The organism is Streptomyces sp. TG1A-8 (genome assembly GCF_030499535.1).
Taxonomy (GTDB): domain Bacteria; phylum Actinomycetota; class Actinomycetes; order Streptomycetales; family Streptomycetaceae; genus Streptomyces.
The window spans coordinates 2,854,869-2,872,868 of record NZ_JASTLB010000001.1 but is presented as its reverse complement, the minus strand read 5'-3'; the positions used below and the strand labels follow the sequence as shown (position 1 = coordinate 2,872,868).

The 18,000-nt window shown below is 74.3% G+C and carries 10 protein-coding genes and 2 pseudogenes; 7 read left to right on the top strand and 5 right to left on the bottom strand.

Translation table 11 applies throughout. The features are described 5' to 3' along the window. Positions 1-196: 196 nt before the first annotated feature. Positions 197-2,676: pseudogene (gene pcrA / locus QQY24_RS12170) on the top strand (DNA helicase PcrA). Between the two features lie 59 nt (positions 2,677-2,735). On the opposite strand, the gene QQY24_RS12165 reads toward pcrA, so the two are convergent. Both QQY24_RS12165 and QQY24_RS12160 read right to left on the bottom strand, forming a co-directional pair. Beyond that, positions 2,736-4,247, bottom strand: a complete 1,512-nt coding sequence (locus QQY24_RS12165; RefSeq protein WP_301972710.1) for a M23 family metallopeptidase — start codon at positions 4,245-4,247, stop codon at positions 2,736-2,738. Positions 4,248-4,503: 256 nt separating this feature from the next. Beyond that, positions 4,504-5,352 (bottom strand): triacylglycerol lipase, encoded by an 849-nt coding sequence (locus tag QQY24_RS12160; RefSeq protein WP_301972709.1) that lies wholly within the window; start codon positions 5,350-5,352, stop codon positions 4,504-4,506. 224 nt (positions 5,353-5,576) lie between these two features. Here QQY24_RS12160 and QQY24_RS12155 point away from each other — a divergent pair, with 224 nt between their 5' ends. After that, positions 5,577-5,999, top strand: a complete 423-nt coding sequence (locus QQY24_RS12155; RefSeq protein ID WP_301972707.1) for a cobalamin B12-binding domain-containing protein — start codon at positions 5,577-5,579, stop codon at positions 5,997-5,999. 99 nt (positions 6,000-6,098) lie between these two features. Here the strand turns inward: QQY24_RS12155 and QQY24_RS12150 are convergent, their stop codons facing one another. After that, on the bottom strand, positions 6,099-7,745 hold the full coding sequence (locus tag QQY24_RS12150; RefSeq protein WP_301972705.1) for a DUF5691 domain-containing protein: 1,647 nt from the start codon (positions 7,743-7,745) through the stop codon (positions 6,099-6,101). A gap of 40 nt (positions 7,746-7,785) precedes the next feature. After that, a complete protein-coding gene (locus QQY24_RS12145) occupies positions 7,786-9,147 on the bottom strand; it encodes an SWIM zinc finger family protein (protein ID WP_301972703.1) in 1,362 nt (453 codons plus the stop codon). A gap of 132 nt (positions 9,148-9,279) precedes the next feature. On the opposite strand from QQY24_RS12145, the gene QQY24_RS12140 reads away from it, so the two are divergent. The 5 genes and pseudogenes from QQY24_RS12140 to sucD all read left to right on the top strand — a co-directional run bounded on the left by QQY24_RS12140 (position 9,280) and on the right by sucD (position 16,747). Next, positions 9,280-10,410, top strand: a complete 1,131-nt coding sequence (locus QQY24_RS12140) for an AAA family ATPase (RefSeq protein WP_301972701.1) — start codon at positions 9,280-9,282, stop codon at positions 10,408-10,410. Then, complete coding sequence (locus QQY24_RS12135) at positions 10,407-13,037, top strand: DUF5682 family protein (protein ID WP_301972700.1); 2,631 nt, start codon at positions 10,407-10,409, stop codon at positions 13,035-13,037. The genes QQY24_RS12140 and QQY24_RS12135 overlap by 4 nt, the downstream gene beginning before the upstream one ends. Next, positions 13,034-14,223: pseudogene (locus QQY24_RS12130) on the top strand (VWA domain-containing protein). The gene QQY24_RS12135 and the pseudogene QQY24_RS12130 overlap by 4 nt, the downstream one beginning before the upstream one ends. A 434-nt stretch (positions 14,224-14,657) precedes the next feature. Further along, positions 14,658-15,836, top strand: coding sequence for an ADP-forming succinate--CoA ligase subunit beta (sucC, locus tag QQY24_RS12125; protein WP_301972699.1), 1,179 nt, complete (start codon positions 14,658-14,660; stop codon positions 15,834-15,836). Positions 15,837-15,862: 26 nt separating this feature from the next. Further along, positions 15,863-16,747, top strand: coding sequence for a succinate--CoA ligase subunit alpha (gene sucD / locus QQY24_RS12120; protein ID WP_301972698.1), 885 nt, complete (start codon positions 15,863-15,865; stop codon positions 16,745-16,747). Between the two features lie 125 nt (positions 16,748-16,872). Here the strand turns inward: sucD and QQY24_RS12115 are convergent, their stop codons facing one another. Further along, the gene (locus tag QQY24_RS12115) at positions 16,873-17,997 is read right to left on the bottom strand and encodes a helix-turn-helix domain-containing protein (RefSeq protein WP_301972696.1); all 1,125 of its coding nucleotides are present in this window, start codon (positions 17,995-17,997) and stop codon (positions 16,873-16,875) included. Positions 17,998-18,000: the final 3 nt, after the last annotated feature.

Sequence of the window (18,000 nt, the reverse complement as noted above, 5' to 3'; positions counted from 1 at the left end):
TCCTGTGAAGGTTGGCGCACGAAATGTCCGATACATTTTCGTGACCTGTGAGCGGGCGGGCCTCCGCGACGGGACGCCCGCGCAGCGTGAGCGGCGGACCGGTGCGTGCCGAAGCGGTCATCGCCGCCCCGGGGGACCGGTCGTGCCCCCGGGGCGGCGACCGGTTGTCCGCGGGGCGCCCTAGACTCGGAGAGCGATGAGCAGCCTCTTTGACGACAGCTTCCTGGCGGACCTCCGAGCCCCTCGCGGGCACGAGGAGGAGCCCCCGCCGCCGCCCGAGGACGATCACGTTCCGGAGTCGCTTCCGGACGACCTGTTCGGCGGGAAGTTCGACGTGCCGCCGGAGCGGGACACCCACTACCGCGACGGCGCCCCGCGCCCCGCGATCGACGCCGCCGCCCTCCTGGAGGGGCTGAACGAGAACCAGCGCGCCGCGGTCGTCCACGCCGGCTCCCCCTGCTCATCGTCGCCGGCGCCGGCTCCGGCAAGACCCGCGTGCTCACCCACCGCATCGCCCACCTGCTCGCCGAGCGGCACGTGCACCCGGGCCAGGTCCTCGCGATCACCTTCACCAACAAGGCCGCGGGCGAGATGAAGGAGCGCGTCGAGCAGCTCGTCGGCCCGCGCGCGCACGCGATGTGGGTCATGACCTTCCACAGCGCGTGCGTGCGCATCCTGCGCCGGGAGTCCAGGAAGCTCGGGTTCACCTCCTCGTTCTCGATCTACGACGCCGCCGACAGCAAGCGCCTGATGGCCCTGGTCTGCCGCGACCTGGAGCTCGACCCCAAGCGCTACCCGCCCAAGTCCTTCAGCGCCAAGATCAGCAACCTGAAGAACGAGCTGATCGACGAGGAGGACTTCGCCGCCCGGGCCACCGACGGCTTCGAGAAGGCCCTCGCCCAGGCCTACGCGCTGTACCAGTCACGCCTGCGCGAGGCGAACGCGCTCGACTTCGACGACCTGATCATGACGACGGTCAACCTGCTGCGCGCCTTCCCGGACGTCGCCGAGCACTACCGCCGCCGCTTCCGGCACGTCCTGGTGGACGAGTACCAGGACACCAACCACGCCCAGTACGCACTCGTGCGCGAACTGGTCGGCACCGGCGAGCACGCCGGGGACGCCCCGCCCCACGCGGACGACCTCCCGCCCGCCGAGCTGTGCGTGGTCGGTGACGCGGACCAGTCGATCTACGCCTTCCGGGGCGCGACGATCCGTAACATCCTCCAGTTCGAGGAGGACTACCCGGACGCGACGACGATCCTGCTGGAGCAGAACTACCGCTCCACGCAGACCATCCTGTCCGCCGCCAACGCGGTCATCGAGCGCAACGAGTCCCGCCGCCCGAAGAACCTGTGGACCAACGCCGGCCAGGGCGCGCGCATCACCGGTTACGTGGCGGACACCGAGCACGACGAGGCGCAGTTCGTCGCGGACGAGATAGACCGCCTGGTCGACGCGGGCCGGGCCAAGGCCGGCGACGTCGCCGTCTTCTACCGCACCAACGCCCAGTCCCGCGTCTTCGAAGAGGTCTTCATCCGCGTCGGCCTGCCCTACAAGGTCGTCGGCGGCGTCCGCTTCTACGAGCGCAAGGAGGTCCGGGACGTCCTGGCCTACCTGCGCGTCCTCGCCAACCCCGAGGACTCGGTGCCGCTGCGCCGCATCCTCAACGTCCCCAAGCGGGGCATCGGCGAGCGCGCCGAGGCGATGGTCGACGCCCTCGCCCAGCGGGAGAGGATCAGCTTCCCGCAGGCGCTGAAGCGCGTGGACGAGGCGTACGGCATGGCCGCGCGGTCCACCAACGCGGTCAAGCGGTTCAACACGCTGATGGAGGACCTGCGTACGATCGTGGAGTCCGGCGCCGGACCCGCGACCGTCCTCGAAGCGGTGCTCGAACGCACCGGTTACCTGGCCGAACTGCAGGCCTCCACCGACCCGCAGGACGAGACCCGCATCGAGAACCTGCAGGAACTGGCGGCTGTGGCCCTGGAGTTCGAGCAGGAGCGCGGCGAGGGCGAGCAGGGGACGCTGGCCGACTTCCTGGAGCAGGTCGCCCTGGTCGCCGACTCCGACCAGATCCCGGACGAGGAGGACGGCAGCGGCGTCATCACGCTGATGACCCTGCACACCGCCAAGGGCCTGGAGTTCCCGGTCGTCTTCCTGACCGGCATGGAGGACGGCGTCTTCCCGCACATGCGGGCCCTCGGCCAGACCAAGGAACTGGAGGAGGAGCGGCGCCTGGCCTACGTCGGCATCACGCGCGCCCGGGAGCGGCTGTACCTCACGCGCTCCACGCTGCGCAGTGCCTGGGGCCAGCCGTCGTACAACCCGCCCTCCCGCTTCCTGGAGGAGATCCCGCCCGCCCATGTGGACTGGAAGCGGACGGGGGCGACCGCGCCGATGCCCTCCGGTCCCGCCGCCGGGGTCGCGGCCTCGCTGTCCTCGACCCGCTCCCGCTCCGCGGTCTCGGGCGCGTCCGGGTTCGCCACCCGGCGCGCGGGGGAGAAGCCGGTGGTCGCCCTGGCCGTCGGGGACCGCGTCACCCACGACCAGTTCGGACTCGGCACGGTCGTCGCGGTGAAGGGCACGGGTGCGAACGCGGAGGCGACGGTCGACTTCGGCGACGACAAGCCCAAGCGGCTGCTGCTGCGGTACGCGCCGGTGGAGAAGCTGTAGGCACGGGTGGGTCCCGCCGTCCGGGCGGGACCCCCACCCCACCCGGTGCGCGACGGGTCTCAGGAAGGATCCAGGCCGTGGCTGCGCAGCCAGGGCAGCGGGTCTATGGCCGATCCGCCCGCCGGGCGCACCTCGAAGTGCAGGTGCGGGCCCGTGGAGTTGCCGGAGTTGCCGGAGTAGGCGATCGGCTCGCCGGCCTTGACGATCGTCCCGGAGGGTACCCGGTAGTTGGACAGGTGGCAGTACCAGGTCTGCGTGCCGTCCTTCGCCGTCACGATCATCATGTTGCCGTAGGCGCTGTTCCACTTCGTGGTGACGGTGCCGTCGGTGGCGGCCATGACCGTGGTGCCGTAGGAGACCGGGAAGTCGATGCCCGTGTGCACGGACATCCAGTTCACCCCGGCCTGCCCGAAGTAGGCGCTGAGCCCGTGCTGCGCGACCGGCAGCGCGAACTTCGGTCGCAGCCGCTCCTTGAGCGCGGCCTCCGCGGCGGCCTTCTTCTTCTCCAGCTCCTGCTGCACCTCGAGGTCGATGCGTTCCTGCGTACGGCTGGCCCGGTCGGCGAAGTCGTCGGCGCCGGCGGAGAGCGTCCTGAGCTGGGTGTCCAACTGGCTGTTGGCCACGGACGGCTGCACCGCGTGCGCGTCCGACGCGGAGGCGGTGGTCTCCTGGGCGCCGTCGGTCAGGGCGCCGACGGAGGCGGCGGCGATTCCGGCGACCCCCATCACACAGGCCGAGGGCACGGCGATGGTCAGCAGCGCGGAGCGCTTGGGAGGCGTGCGGCGCCGGGACCGTGCCGCCCCGCGCGAGCCGACGCGGGCGGCCGGGACCGGGACGCCCTCCTCCTGCCCGTCGAGCAACTCCGGTACGACGGGCAGCTCGCCGGTGGCGGCCGGCCCGCTTTCCCCGTCGGGCGTTTCGGAGGAGGTGTCGAAGGGGCCGAAGGGCGCGCCCTCGTGCGGCACCTGCTCGAAGACGCTCGTCGCCGACTCGTCCCCGACCTGCTCGAGCGTGGCCGTGGTCTGCTGGTCGAACGGCTCGGCGTGCTGTTCGTGCGCCACGGCCGCGCCGTCGGTGTTCCACTGCGTGGCGTCGTAGGCGCCCGTGTCGAGGGTCTGGGTGCCCCACTCCCACTGCTGGGTGGGGTCGGCGCCGGCGTCGCCGGGCTGGAGCCAGGCGTTCGCGTCCCACTGGCCGGTGGTGTCGTTCCCGGTGGTCTGTGCGGGGATCGTCCAGGCGGTGGTGTCGTACCCGCCGGTGGCGTAGGAGGTGTGGTGTTGGGCCGCGTACGGGTCGGGGTGCGGGCTCCGGTCGGTGTCGGTCCGCCACTGCCCGGTGTCGTACGCGCCGGTGTGCTGCGTGCCGCCCGGGAGGTCGCCGAAGAGCGGGTCGGTCTCGAAGGTCCCGGTGCCGGTGTCACCGGCCGGGAAACGGGTGGCGTCGTAGCCGCCGTACGTGGTGAGGTCGTCCTGCGGGGTTTCCCGTGCCCCGTACGGCGCGTAGTGCGCGTCGGAGGCGTCGGAAGCCGGGGCCGGGGTGGTCATGGTCCCCGACGGGTGACGATCGTTCACCAACTTCTCTTTCGCCTCGACAACAGGGGCTGCCAGAGCAGTGCGGCGACTGTACCCGGCGGTATGCGGGCGCGACAATCTTCGGCTGGTTTCACGTTGGCCTGAAACGGGCATTCGGCCGTGTTCCGGGGGGTGGCGGGCGCGAGTTCGGCTTTGTGTTCGATGATTGCCCGACAACAGGTGACCGTGAGTCACCTGTGCGCGGACCGTGCCGTGGCCCCGCGGTCGCTCCCGGTCCGCCGCCCGGGTGCTCCCCTCAGGCCACCGTCAGCCCGTCGGCGAGCCGGTCCCCGGTGTGCTCGCAGTCCAGGGCCTCCCGGATCCCGGCGGCCACGGCGGGGTGGACGGGCAGGGCCAGGTGCCCGATGCCGGTCACCCGGATGTTGTGCGCGTCCAGATCGGGGTGCTCGACGCAGGCCGCCTCCAGCGGCTCCATCACGGAGTCCAGATCGCTCCAGAAACCGACGAACCGGGTGCGGCAGCCGGGCGCCGGGCGGGCCAGCTCCTCGATCACCTCGGAGCCGGGCCGCATCTGCCGCACGATCGGATGGGCGTTGGCCAGCGGCACCGCCCGGGTTCCGCAGTGCGGGGTGCCCAGGGTGACGAGGGTGCGCACCCGCAGGTCACCGCCCAGGCGTTGCACGTAGTAGCGCGCGATCAGCCCGCCCAGGCTGTGTCCCACGATGTCGACCTCGCGGCTGCCGGTGCGTGCGCAGATCTCCTCGACGTGCCGGCCCAGCAGTTCCGCCGCGGTGCGGATGTCGCAGGTCAGCGGGGAATAGTTCAGCGACTCGATCCGCTGGCGGCCGTGTCGGGCCAGGGTGCGGCGCAGCAGGACGAAGACCGAGCGGTTGTCGATGAAGCCGTGCAGCAGGACGACCGGCGGGCCGGACCGGTCGGGGAGTCTGGTGGTGCCGTCCGGCGCCGGGGGATCGGGGCAGGGGCGCTCCTGGATGAGGCCGGTCGGGTACAGCAGCACGTGCCCCGCCAGGATCGCGGCCTCCAGTGCGGTGGCCTTCACCAGGGCCATCGACAGGGAAGCCAGCCTTCCGGGCCACAGCCGCCGGTAGAGCGGCAGGGAGGGAAGAACCCCGGTGACCTTCATGGGCGACCTCCCGTCGGCACGCGGGAGGGCGGCTCGGCCCCCCGTGTGCCTTTGTGTCCCACCGTGTGATTTCCCCCTCGCTGCGCACCGTGAAACCGCCGCTTGCGGGATGCTGGCGATAACGTTCGTTCACTTCGCGACGGGTGACGCAACGCGCCGGATGTGCGGTACTTGTCGGTACGGACGGAAGCGGTCGCTTCCGTAGTCGGTTGATGGAGGCAGTGATGGGTGTGGCAGCCGGTCCGATCCGCGTGGTGGTGGCCAAGCCGGGGCTCGACGGCCACGATCGCGGGGCCAAGGTCATCGCGCGGGCGCTGCGCGACGCCGGTATGGAGGTCATCTACACCGGACTCCACCAGACGCCGGAACAGATCGTCGACACGGCCATCCAGGAGGACGCCGACGCGATCGGCCTGTCCATCCTCTCCGGCGCCCACAACACCCTCTTCGCCGCCGTCATAGCGCTGCTCAAGGAGCGTGACGCCGAGGACATCCTGGTCTTCGGCGGCGGCATCATCCCCGAGGAGGACATCCCGCCGCTGAAGGAGAAGGGCGTCGCGGAGATCTTCACGCCAGGGGCGACGACCACGTCGATCGTGGAGTGGGTGCGGACGAACGTCCGCCAGCCGGCCGCCTCCGGCGGCTGAGCGGGACGCCGGGCCGGGCCCGGCCGGGGCGCCCGGGGGCCGGCCCCGGATTTCCGGTCCGGCCCCGAGCGGCCACGCCGCCGTGCGCCCGCCACACCGTCATGCGCCGGACGGACCGGCGGAGGCGGACGGCGCCAGCTCCTCGGCCATCGCCGCCCGCAGCCGCAGGGTGGTGACCAGCCGCTGGAACGCCTCCGCCCAGTACCCGCCGGCCCCCGGCGACGCGTCCTCCCGCTCGTCGGGCACCGCCAGCAGGCCCTCCAGCCGTACCGCCTCGGCCGGGTCCAGACAGCGCTCGGCCAGGCCCATGACCCCGCTGAAGCTCCACGGGTAGCTGCCCGCGTCCCGGGCGATGTCGAGCGCGTCCACGACCGCCCGGCCCAGCGGCGGGGCCCAGGGCACCGCGCACACCCCGAGCAGCTGGAACGCTTCCGACAGGCCGTGCGTCGCGATGAACCCGGCCACCCACCCGGCCCGCTCACCGGCCTCCAGCGCGGCCAGCAGCTTCGCCCGCTCCGCCAGCGACACCGCCCCCGGCCCGCCGGCCTCCGGTGCCGACGGCGCGCCCAGCAGGGCCCTCGCCCACGCGGCGTCCTGCTGCCGCACCGCCGCCCGGCACCAGGCGGCGTGCAGCTCCCCCTGCCAGCCGTCCGCCACCGGCAGCGCCACGATCCGCTCCGGCGTCCGTCCCCCGAGCCGCTGCGGCCATGTCCCGAGCGGCGCGGCCTCCACCAGCTGACCCAGCCACCACGACCGCTCCCCCCTGCCCGCGGGGGGTTTGACCGCCACGCCGTCCCGCTCCATGCCGGGGTCGCACTCGGGCGGGGCCTCCACCACGATCACCGGCGAGTCCCCCGTGCGGTCCACGGCCACGCACACGGCGGCCCGGGCCGCCATGCGCGCGGCGAGCGCCGAACCGGGCAGCGCGGACAGCAGCTCCGCCGCCGTCGCCCGGACATTGCGGCTGCGGTCGCCGAGCGCCTGCTCCAGGAACGGCTCGTCCTCGGCGGACAGGCCCGCACGCAGCGAGTCCAGGAACATCAGCCGGTCCTCGGCCCGCTCCGTCGCCCACGTCCGCGCCAGCAGTTCCCGGGCGAGCGCGGGTGTACGGGCGCGCAGCGCGGCCAGCAGGGCGACCCGCTCGGCGAACAGGCCCTCCTGCCACAGCCGCCGCACGGCCTCGCCGTCCCCGGTGTCCGGGAGCGCCGCTCCGCCGCCGGGCGCGGCGCGCAGGGCGAACCGCCAGTCCGGGTTCAGCCGGGCCAGCCACAGCGCCCGCGGCCCGGCGAACGCCAGCGCCGCGGGCCGCAGGTCGGTACGGCCCCGGGCGGCGTCCAGCAGCGCGGGCAGCGCCTGCGGCGGCGCCGCGTACCCGCGCGCGTTGGCCGCCGCCAGCCACTGCGGCAACAGCTCCACCAGGTCCGGCGCGCTGCCCCGCCGGCCGCCGCCACCGCCCGGACGGTCGGCCAGCAGCGTCGCGAGCCGGCGCGCCGCGGCCGCGGGCAGCGGCGGGCGCGGATCCTCGGGCGCGGGCTCCGGCCGCCGCGCCGCCGGCGCGGGCCGCAGTCCCGCCCGCCGCCGTACGGCCTCCACGGCGGCGGCGTCCAGCAGCGCCACCGGGGCCCGGCGGCCGGGCCCGGCCCCCGCCGGGGGCCGCCGGTCGGTGCCGAGCAGGGCGGTGGTGACGAGGTCCTCCCAGGAGGTGGCGGCAGCCGCGGTGTCCCGGGTGGTCGAGGTGCCGTTCACGGCGTTCCCTTCCCTTCGTGTCCCTGAGGGGCCGGACCGGTCAGCACAGCGTCACCGGCTCGCCCGGACCCTCCGGCCAGGCCGTCAAGGGGGTGAAGCCGCGGTGGCCGCACTCGCCGAAGACCTTGACGGGGCGTCCGCTCGAGAGCGCGACTAGGCGCCACAGGCCGGGGTGGGAGCGGGCGGCCGAGGTGAGCGGCAGCGCCGAGTCCTCCTCCGCGTCGGCCAGCTGCCACGATCCCGGCTCCCCGCCCGGCCCCGGTACCACCCGGTCCAGCGTGACCGGGACCGAGTCCAGCCAGGGGTTGGCGCACAGCGCCTCGCCGTAGCGGGCCGCCGCCCGGGCCGTGTTCACACCCGGCGGGCGGATCCCGGCGGGCGCGGGCGGGGCGAACCGCTCGCCCAGCGCGGCCCGCACCTGCCCGGCTCCGGGGTGGACCGACAGCTCCGCCTCCAGCGCCAGGCCGACCGGCAGCGCCAGCTGCGGGGCCCGGCCCGCCGCGCCGTACGAGAGGAGCAGCCGGGTGCGGCCCGAATCGGCGCCGTGCAGCCATATCCGGCGCGTCGTCAACTTCGGGTCGACCGTGTCGTACTGGGCGAGGACCAGCCAGCGGTCGCGCTCCGGCGGGCCGTCCGCCGGGGCGGGCAGGCCGAGCCGGGCGCGGACCGTGGCGGCGAGGTCCGCCGGCAGCCGGTCGCGGCGCAGCCAGCCCTGGTCGAGGAGGTGCAGCAGCGCGCACTCCTCCAGCAGCCGGGCCGGCCAGCCCGGACCGGACGCCGGGATCGCCCCCAGCTCCCGCACCCGCGCCGCCAGTCCGGGCGCCTGGGCGTCGACCATGCGGGCCGCCGTCTCGTCCCACAGTCCGTACCCCGCCTGCTCGGCCGTGGCCAGACCGCCGCGCAGCAGGTCCGCCAGCCGCTGCTCCAGCTCCGTCGCGCCCGCCGTGACCCGCTCGGCCCGCCGCTCCGCCCGGCGCCGCGCCGCCTCCGGTTCGACGGAACCGGACGCGGAACTCCCGCCGGCGTCCGCCCGCTCGCCCCCGGCGCGCCCGCGTCTGCCCGAGATCCACTGCTCGGCCCACTCCGGCGGCTCGGCCACCACCGGCACCGCGCCGTCGCCGCCCGCCCACAGCAGCAGCAGTCCGAGCGCGTGCTTGCACGGGAACTTCCGGCTCGGACAACTGCACCTGTACGCCGGCCCCGCCGCGTCCGCGAGGTCGACCGCCGTCTGGTACGGCCTGCTGCCACTGCCCCTGCACAGCCCCCACACCGCCCCCCGCGCGCTGCCCGCCCCCGACCACGGCCCGGCCGCGCCCAGCTTGCTTCCCGCCTTGCGCGACGCGGCGTCGGGCGCCAGCGCCAGCACCTGCTCCGCGGTCCAGCGCACCCCCTGCTCAGTCATGTCACCGACGGTAGGTCCCCCCACTGACAATCGGCCCTGTGAGCGCGTCGGCGCAGGTCAGGGCGATTGTCAGTGGGGTGGTGCACCGTTGGTGGCAGATCCGAACCGGCCGAGCTGGAGGGGGCCTCAGCCATGACTGTGTCCGTGGAACCGACGTCCGTCGCACCGCACCCGACTAAGGACGCGCAGGCGCTGCGGCCGCACGCCGAGCAGGCCTTCGCGACCGAACTCGCCGCGCTGGCCGCCCAGGACGACCGCCCGCGCCCGGCCCGCTGGAAGCTGTCGCCGTGGGCGGTCGCCACCTACCTCCTCGGCGGTACGCTGCCCGACGGCACGGTGATCACACCGAAGTACGTGGGCCCGCGCCGCATCGTCGAGGTCGCCGTCACCACCCTCGCCACCGACCGCGCCCTGCTCCTGCTCGGCGTGCCCGGCACCGCCAAGACCTGGGTGTCGGAACACCTCGCCGCGGCCGTCAGCGGCGACTCGACGCTGCTGGTGCAGGGCACGGCCGGCACACCGGAAGAGGCGATCCGCTACGGCTGGAACTACGCGCGGCTGCTCGCCCACGGCCCCAGCCGCGACGCCCTCGTGCCCAGCCCCGTCATGCGGGCCATGGCCGAGGGCATGACGGCCCGCGTGGAGGAGCTGACCCGCATCCCGGCCGACGTGCAGGACACCCTGATCACGATCCTGTCCGAGAAGACGCTGCCGATACCGGAGCTGGGCCAGGAGGTGCAGGCGGTCCGCGGCTTCAACCTCATCGCCACCGCCAACGACCGCGACCGTGGTGTCAACGACCTCTCCAGCGCGCTGCGCCGCCGTTTCAACACCGTGGTGCTGCCGCTGCCGGAGAGCGCCGACGCCGAGGTGGACATCGTCACCCGCCGCGTCGAGCAGATCGGCCGCTCCCTCGACCTGCCGGCCGCGCCCGACGGCACGGACGAGATCCGCCGGGTGGTGACCGTCTTCCGGGAGCTGCGCGACGGCGTCACCGCCGACGGCCGCACGAAGCTGAAGTCGCCGAGCGGCACCCTGTCCACCGCCGAGGCGATCTCCGTCGTCACCAACGGCCTCGCCCTCGCCACCCACTTCGGTGACGGCGTGCTGCGTCCCGGCGACGTCGCCGCCGGTCTCCTCGGCGCCGTCGTCCGCGATCCCGCGGCCGACCGCGTCATCTGGCAGGAGTACCTGGAGACGGTGGTCCGCGAGCGCGACGGCTGGAAGGACTTCTACCGGGCCTGCCGGGAGGTGAGCGCATGAGCGACGACTCCTTGAGGGGGAGGGCGTACGCCGCCGGACCGCTGCTCCTCGGGGTGCGGCACCACGGACCCGGCTCCGCGCGGGCGGTGCGGGCCGCCCTGGACGCCGCCCGGCCCGCCGTCGTGCTGGTCGAGGGGCCGCCAGAGGCCGACGCGCTGATCCCGCTGGCCGCCGACCCGGACATGCGGCCCCCGGTCGCCCTGCTCGCGCACGCCGTGGACGAGCCCGGCCGCTCGGCGTTCTGGCCGCTGGCCGAGTTCAGCCCCGAGTGGGTGGCCGTCCGGTGGGCCCTCGCGCACGGCGTTCCGGTCCGCTTCTTCGACCTGCCCGCCACGCACGCGCTGGCCAGGGAGGCGGAGGAGCGGCCACCGTCCGACGCGGACCCGGCGGGGCCGGGGGAGCAGGCGGGTCCGGAAGAGGGGGCGGCACGTCCCGGTGCCGTGGCCGGCCCCCGGTCCGGGACCGGCCCCGGAGGCGACTCCGGCCCGGGGACCGCGGCCGGCCCCGGAGACGAGGCCGGCGCCGCGCAGCACCTGCGCGTCGACCCCCTGGGGGTGCTCGCCGAGGCCGCCGGGTACGACGATCCCGAGCGGTGGTGGGAGGACGTCGTCGAGCACCGGGGACCCGGCCCGCGCGATCCCTTCGCGCCGTTCGCCGCGCTGGAGGAGGCCATGAAGGCGCTGCGGGAGCGCTACGGCGCCGGCGGGCGCCCCCGCGACCTGGTGCGCGAGGCCCACATGCGGCTCCACCTGCGCTCCGCCCGCCGGGAGTTCGGGGAGGCGGTGGCCGTCGTGTGCGGGGCCTGGCACGTGCCCGCACTGCGGGAGAAGACTGCCGTCGGCGCCGACCGGGCGCTGCTGAAGGGCCTGCCCAAGGTCAGGGCGGACATGACCTGGGTGCCGTGGACGCACCGCAGGCTGGCCCGGTCGAGCGGGTACGGTGCCGGGATCGACTCGCCGGGCTGGTACGGGCACCTGTTCCGGGCGCCGGACCGGCCGGTCGAGCGGTGGCTGACCAAGGTGGCGGGGCTGCTGCGCGAGGAGGACCGGATCGTCTCCTCGGCGCACGTCATCGAGGCGGTCCGGCTGGCCGAGACCCTCGCGGCGATGCGCGGCCGCCCGCTGCCCGGCCTGGGCGAGACCACCGACGCCGTGCGCGCGGTGATGTGCGACGGCTCGGACGTGCCGCTGACCCTGATCCACGACCGCCTGGTGGTCGGGGACGTGCTGGGGGAGGTGCCCGAGGCGGCGCCGGCGGTGCCCCTGCAGCGCGACCTGGCCCGCGAGCAGCGCCGGCTGCGGCTCAAGCCGGAGGCGTTGGAGCGCGAGCTGGAGCTGGACCTGCGCAAGGACGCCGACGTAGGCCGCAGCAGGCTGCTGCACCGGCTGCGGCTGCTCGGCGTCGGCTGGGGGGAGCCGGTCCGGTCGCGGGGGAGCACGGGCACGTTCCGGGAGGCGTGGCGGCTGCGCTGGGAGCCGGAACTGTCCGTGCGGGTCGCCGAGGCGGGCGTGTGGGGGACGACCGTGCTCGCCGCGGCCACGGCCAGGGCGGAGGCGGACGCGACCGCCGCGCCGGCCCTCGCCGACGTCACCGCGCTCGCCGAGCACTGCCTGCTCGCCGGACTGCCGGACGCGCTGCCCGTGGTGATGCGGGTGCTCGCCGACCGGGCGGCCCTCGACACGGACGTCGGCCGGCTCGCCCAGGCACTGCCCGCCCTGGTCCGCGCCCTGCGCTACGGCGACGTGCGCGGCACCGACACCGGCGCCCTGACCGGTGTCGCGGCGGGCCTGGCCGAGCGTGTCTTCGTCGGCCTCCCCTCGGCCTGCGCGGCCCTGGACGCGGACGCGGCGCAGGAGATGCGGGGCCACCTCGACTCCGTCCGCACGGCGGTCGGCCTGCTGGCGGAGACGCTGGCCGGAACCGCGGCCACCGGGCACGGTGACGTGCGTGACCGCTGGCGCTCCGTGCTGCGGACCCTGACCCTGCGGGACACCGTGCCCGGCGTCGTGCGGGGGCGGGCCGCGCGGCTGCTGCTGGACGACGGCGCGCTGGGGCCCGAGGAGGCGGCCCGGCTCATGGGGCTGGTGCTCTCGCCGGGCACACCGCCCGCCGACGCGGCCGCCTGGATCGAGGGGTTCGTCGGCGGCGGGGGCGGCATGCTGCTGGTCCACGACGAGCGTTTGCTCGGCCTGGTCGACGCCTGGCTGACCGGGGTGCCCGCGGAGGCGTTCACGGACGTACTGCCGCTGCTGCGGCGCACGTTCTCGGCGTACGAGCCCGGCGTGCGCAGGACGCTCGGCGAGCTGGTGCGGCGCGGGCCGGACGGCGGGGGCGGCCCGGCGGGCCGGACGACGGGACCGCCCGGCCGGCCCGGCTTCGCGGCGGAACCGGACACCGCACGCGCGGACGCCGTCCTGCCGGTGCTGCGGCTGCTGCTCGGCCTGGACGAGCGACCGGACGAGCCGGCGGACGAGGGCCCGGCGGGCCGGAAACCGGCGGATCCGCGGCGGGCGGACCGGGCCGCGCGGGGACCAGCGGATCAGGGAACAGCGGGCCGGGGAACAGCGGGCCGGGGAACAGTGGATCAGCGGACGGCCGGCGACGGCCTGCTGGGGGTGGGCGCATGACGACCGAGCCGACGGCGGCCGAAGCCCGCGCCGACAACGGCGACCCGGCGCGGGAGCGGCTGCGGCGCTGGCGGCTGGTGCTCGGCGGCGACCGGGCCGACGGCACCGGATGCGCCCTGTCGGGCCGCGACGCGGCGATGGACGGAACACTCGCCGCCCTGTACGGCAGGGGGACAAACCGCAGGCGGGGCGGGACCGTTCGGCGGGCCTCGGCGCGTCGGCACCGTCCGTGGCGCGCTGGCTCGGGGACGTCCGCACCTACTTCCCCTCCTCCGTCGTCCAGGTCGTTCAGCGCGACGCCATCGACCGGCTCGGGCTGGCCTCACTGCTGCTGGAACCGGAGATGCTGGAGGCGGTCGAGGCCGACGTGCACCTGGTCGGCACGCTGCTCTCGCTGCACAAGGCGATGCCCGAGACGACCAGGGAGACGGCCCGCGCGGTGGTCCGCAAGGTGGTCGAGGAACTGGAGGAACGGCTGACCACCCGCACCCGGGCCACCCTCACCGGAGCCCTGGACCGCAGTGCCCGGGTGAGCCGGCCGCGCCACCACGACATCGACTGGAACCGCACCGTCGCGGCCAACCTCAAGCACTACCTGCCCGAGTACCGCACCATCGTGCCGGAGCGGCTCATCGGCTACGGCCGGGCCGCACGGTCCGTGAAGAAGGAGGTCATCCTCTGCATCGACCAGTCCGGGTCGATGGCCGCGTCCGTGGTCTACGCGTCCGTGTTCGGGGCGGTCCTCGCCTCCATGCGGTCGATCAGCACGCGGTTGGTCGTCTTCGACACGGCGGTGGTCGACCTCACCGACCAGCTCGACGATCCGGTCGACGTCCTCTTCGGCACCCAGCTGGGCGGCGGCACGGACATCAACCGGGCGCTGGCCTACTGCCAGGCGCAGATCACCCGGCCCGCCGAGACGGTCGTGGTGCTGATCAGCGACCTCTACGAGGGCGGTATACGCAACGAGATGCTCAAGCGGGTAGCGGCCATGAAGGCGTCCGGGGTGCAGTTCGTGGCGCTGCTCGCGCTGTCGGACGAGGGCACGCCGGCGTACGACCGGGATCACGCGGCAGCGCTCGCCGCGCTCGGCGCACCGGCCTTCGCCTGCACGCCGGACCTCTTCCCCGAGGTCATGGCGGCGGCCGTCGAGAAACGGCCGCTGCCGGTGCCGGACACCGCGTGACACCGGCCGCGCGGCCGGCCCGCCGCCGGCCCCGTACGGCCGGACGCCGCCGGTCCGTCCTGCCGGTCCCCGCCGACGGGGGGACGCCCCGTCGGCGGGGACCGGCAGGACGGACCGGCGGCGTCCGGGGCGTCCCCGGAGGCCCCACCGGACCGGCCCCGGCCCGGTGGGACCGCGCAGGACGTCCCGGCCCCACTCGCGGGGCGGCACGGCGTGCCAGCGAACCCGGCATCATGTGACAGGTATCACCGCTCAGGTGTGACCCGCGATTTAGAGGCCCCCCGCTGGCAGAGATAACCTGCGAGACGGACATGCCGCGCGCTCGGACACCGTGTGCGCATCCCCTGTGACACATGCGGACGTCGTCACGTTGCCCTTCGCGGCACGCCCACGCATCCAACGAACCGCGAGATCACTGATAGGGACGGAAGCGCGTGGACCTGTTCGAGTACCAGGCGAGGGACCTCTTCGCCAAGCACGATGTACCGGTGCTGGCCGGTGAAGTCATCGACACGCCTGAGGCGGCGCGCGAGATCACCGAGCGTCTGGGCGGCAAGTCCGTCGTCAAGGCGCAGGTGAAGGTCGGTGGTCGCGGCAAGGCCGGTGGCGTCAAGCTGGCCGCTTCCCCGGACGAGGCCGTCGCCCGTGCGACGGACATCCTCGGCATGGACATCAAGGGCCACACGGTCCACAAGGTCATGATCGCCGAGACCGCTCCGGAGATCGTCGAGGAGTACTACGTCTCCTTCCTCCTCGACCGTGCGAACCGCACCTTCCTCTCCATCGCCTCCGTCGAGGGCGGCATGGAGATCGAGGAGGTGGCGGCCACCCGCCCCGAGGCCGTCGCCAAGATCGCCATCGACGCCATCGACGGTGTGGACGAGGCCAAGGCCCGCGAGATCGTCGAGGCCGCCAAGTTCCCGGCCGAGGTCGCGGACAAGGTCGCGAACGTCCTGGTCAGGCTGTGGGACACCTTCATCAAGTCGGACGCCCTCCTGGTCGAGGTCAACCCGCTCGCGAAGGTCGCCTCCGGCGAGGTCATCGCCCTGGACGGCAAGGTGTCGCTCGACGACAACGCCGAGTTCCGTCACCCCGAGTACGAGGAGCTCCACGACAGGGCCGCGGCCAACCCGCTCGAGGCCGCCGCCAAGGAGAAGAACCTCAACTACGTCAAGCTGGACGGCGAGGTCGGCATCATCGGCAACGGCGCCGGGCTCGTCATGAGCACCCTGGACGTCGTCGCGTACGCCGGTGAGAAGCACGGTGGCGTCAAGCCCGCCAACTTCCTGGACATCGGCGGCGGCGCCTCCGCCCAGGTCATGGCGAACGGCCTGGAGATCATCCTGGGCGACCCGGACGTCAAGTCCGTCTTCGTGAACGTCTTCGGCGGCATCACCGCCTGTGACGAGGTCGCCAACGGCATCGTGCAGGCCCTGAAGCTCCTGGAGGACCGCGGCGAGAAGGTCGAGAAGCCCCTCGTCGTCCGTCTCGACGGCAACAACGCCGAGCTGGGCCGGAAGATCCTCACCGACGCCAACCACCCGCTGGTCCAGCGCGTCGACACCATGGACGGCGCGGCCGACAAGGCCGCCGAGCTGGCCGCCGCCAAGTAAGCACGAGGACGAGGACTCAAACCACCATGGCTATCTGGCTCAACAAGGACAGCAAGGTCATCGTCCAGGGCATGACCGGCGCCACCGGCATGAAGCACACCAAGCTCATGCTCGGTGACGGCAGCAACGTCGTGGGCGGCGTGAACCCGCGCAAGGCGGGTCAGACCGTGGACTTCGACGGCACCGAGGTACCCGTCTTCGGGACCGTCAAGGAGGCCGTCGAGAAGACCGGCGCCAACGTCTCCGTCATCTTCGTGCCGGAGAAGTTCACCAAGGACGCGGTCGTCGAGGCCATCGACGCCGAGATCCCGCTGGCCGTCGTGATCACCGAGGGCATCGCCGTGCACGACACGGCCGCCTTCTGGGCGTACGCCGGCAAGAAGGGCAACAAGACCCGGATCATCGGCCCGAACTGCCCCGGCATCATCACCCCGGGCCAGTCGAACGTCGGCATCATCCCGGGCGACATCACCAAGCCGGGCCGCATCGGCCTGGTGTCGAAGTCCGGCACGCTGACGTACCAGATGATGTACGAGCTGCGGGACATCGGCTTCTCGACGGCCGTCGGCATCGGCGGTGACCCGATCATCGGCACCACCCACATCGACGCCCTGGCCGCGTTCCAGGACGACCCCGACACCGACCTGATCGTGATGATCGGTGAGATCGGCGGCGACGCCGAGGAGCGTGCCGCCGCGTTCATCAAGGAGAACGTGACCAAGCCGGTCGTCGGCTACGTCGCGGGCTTCACCGCGCCCGAGGGCAAGACGATGGGCCACGCGGGTGCCATCGTCTCCGGTTCCTCCGGCACCGCCCAGGCGAAGAAGGAGGCCCTGGAGGCCGCCGGCGTCAAGGTCGGCAAGACGCCGACCGAGACGGCGAAGCTGGCGCGGGAGATCCTGAGCGCCTGAGCCTTTCGACGGTGCACCGGTGGGCCCGCCCCTCGCCCGGGGGCGGGCCCACCGGCGTTTCCGCCGCCCGTGCCGCCCGCGCCGGTGACGTGATGCCCGCGCCGGTGACGTGATGCTCCGGCGGCTCACCCGGGCAGGGGCAGCAGTCGCTGCGGGCCGCCGCCGTCCTCGTGACGGAGTTTCTCGCGCAGGGACAGTTCCTCGTGGGACAGGGGGCCCATGGCCGCGGGGGGCGGGACACCGTGGACCGCCCGGGCGGGGGCGAGGGGGGCCTCGTAGTGGGTGGGGGCCGTGCGCAGTGTGAGCGTCGTCGCGCCGCCGATGGCGCAGGTGGCGGCGACGGCCGCCCGGGTCCAGAGCACGCTGCGGCGTTCGGCGCGGGTGCGCACCGGCTGCGGCCGGACGGCGTGCGTGCGCTCCGCGGAGGCCAGTTCGACCAGGCGCCGGTGCAGTACCGCGGGGTCGGCCAGTTCCGGCAGCCGCGCCGCCACGGCCTCGCGCGCGTGGATGAGCCGGTTCGCCGCCGCCGGGGTGCTCGCCTCCGTCTCCGCCGCCGTCTCCGGCAGGTCCAGGCCGACGCCGTCGTACAGCACGAGCGTGCGCCGGTAGGACGGCGGGAGCCGCAGCAGCGCGTCCAGCAGGGCGCGGTGGGCGGGATCGGCGGGCTGGGGTTCGGGGTGCCGGTGGCGGGGGCGGAAACGGTGCCAGGGGGAGAGGGCGTACTCGTACGCCGCCGCCCGCACCCACCCGGCCGGGTCCCGGTCCCGGGCCACCTCGGGCCAGCGCTGCCAGGCGAGGTGGAACGCCCGCTCGACGGACTCCCGCGCCAGTCCGCGCCGCCCGGTGAGCAGGTAGGTCTGGCGTACGAGCGCCGGGGTGCAGAACGCGTGGAGGGCGTCGAAGGCCTGAGCGGGCGTCAGGGACGGCACGCCCGCCGGGCCCGTTGCCCCGCCGCCGACCGCCGCGGGCCTTTGCGCGTCCCCCCGGCCCCCCGGCGCCGGCGCCCACGCCGACGGCGCGGTGGCCGGGCCCGCCCGACCGGTGCCCGGTTGGGCGAGACCGGCCAGCAACCGGGCGTACGCCTCGCCCCGCGGGCCGGCCGGAGCGGCGCGCCCCGTCTCCCAGGCGCGCACGGCCGCCCGGTCGACGCCGATCCGCTCGGCGAGCTGGGCCCGCGTCAGGGACGCGGCCTTGCGCAGGCGCCGGCGTTCCCCCGGCGGAGGCAGGGGGTGGGCAGGACTCTCCGTCACAGG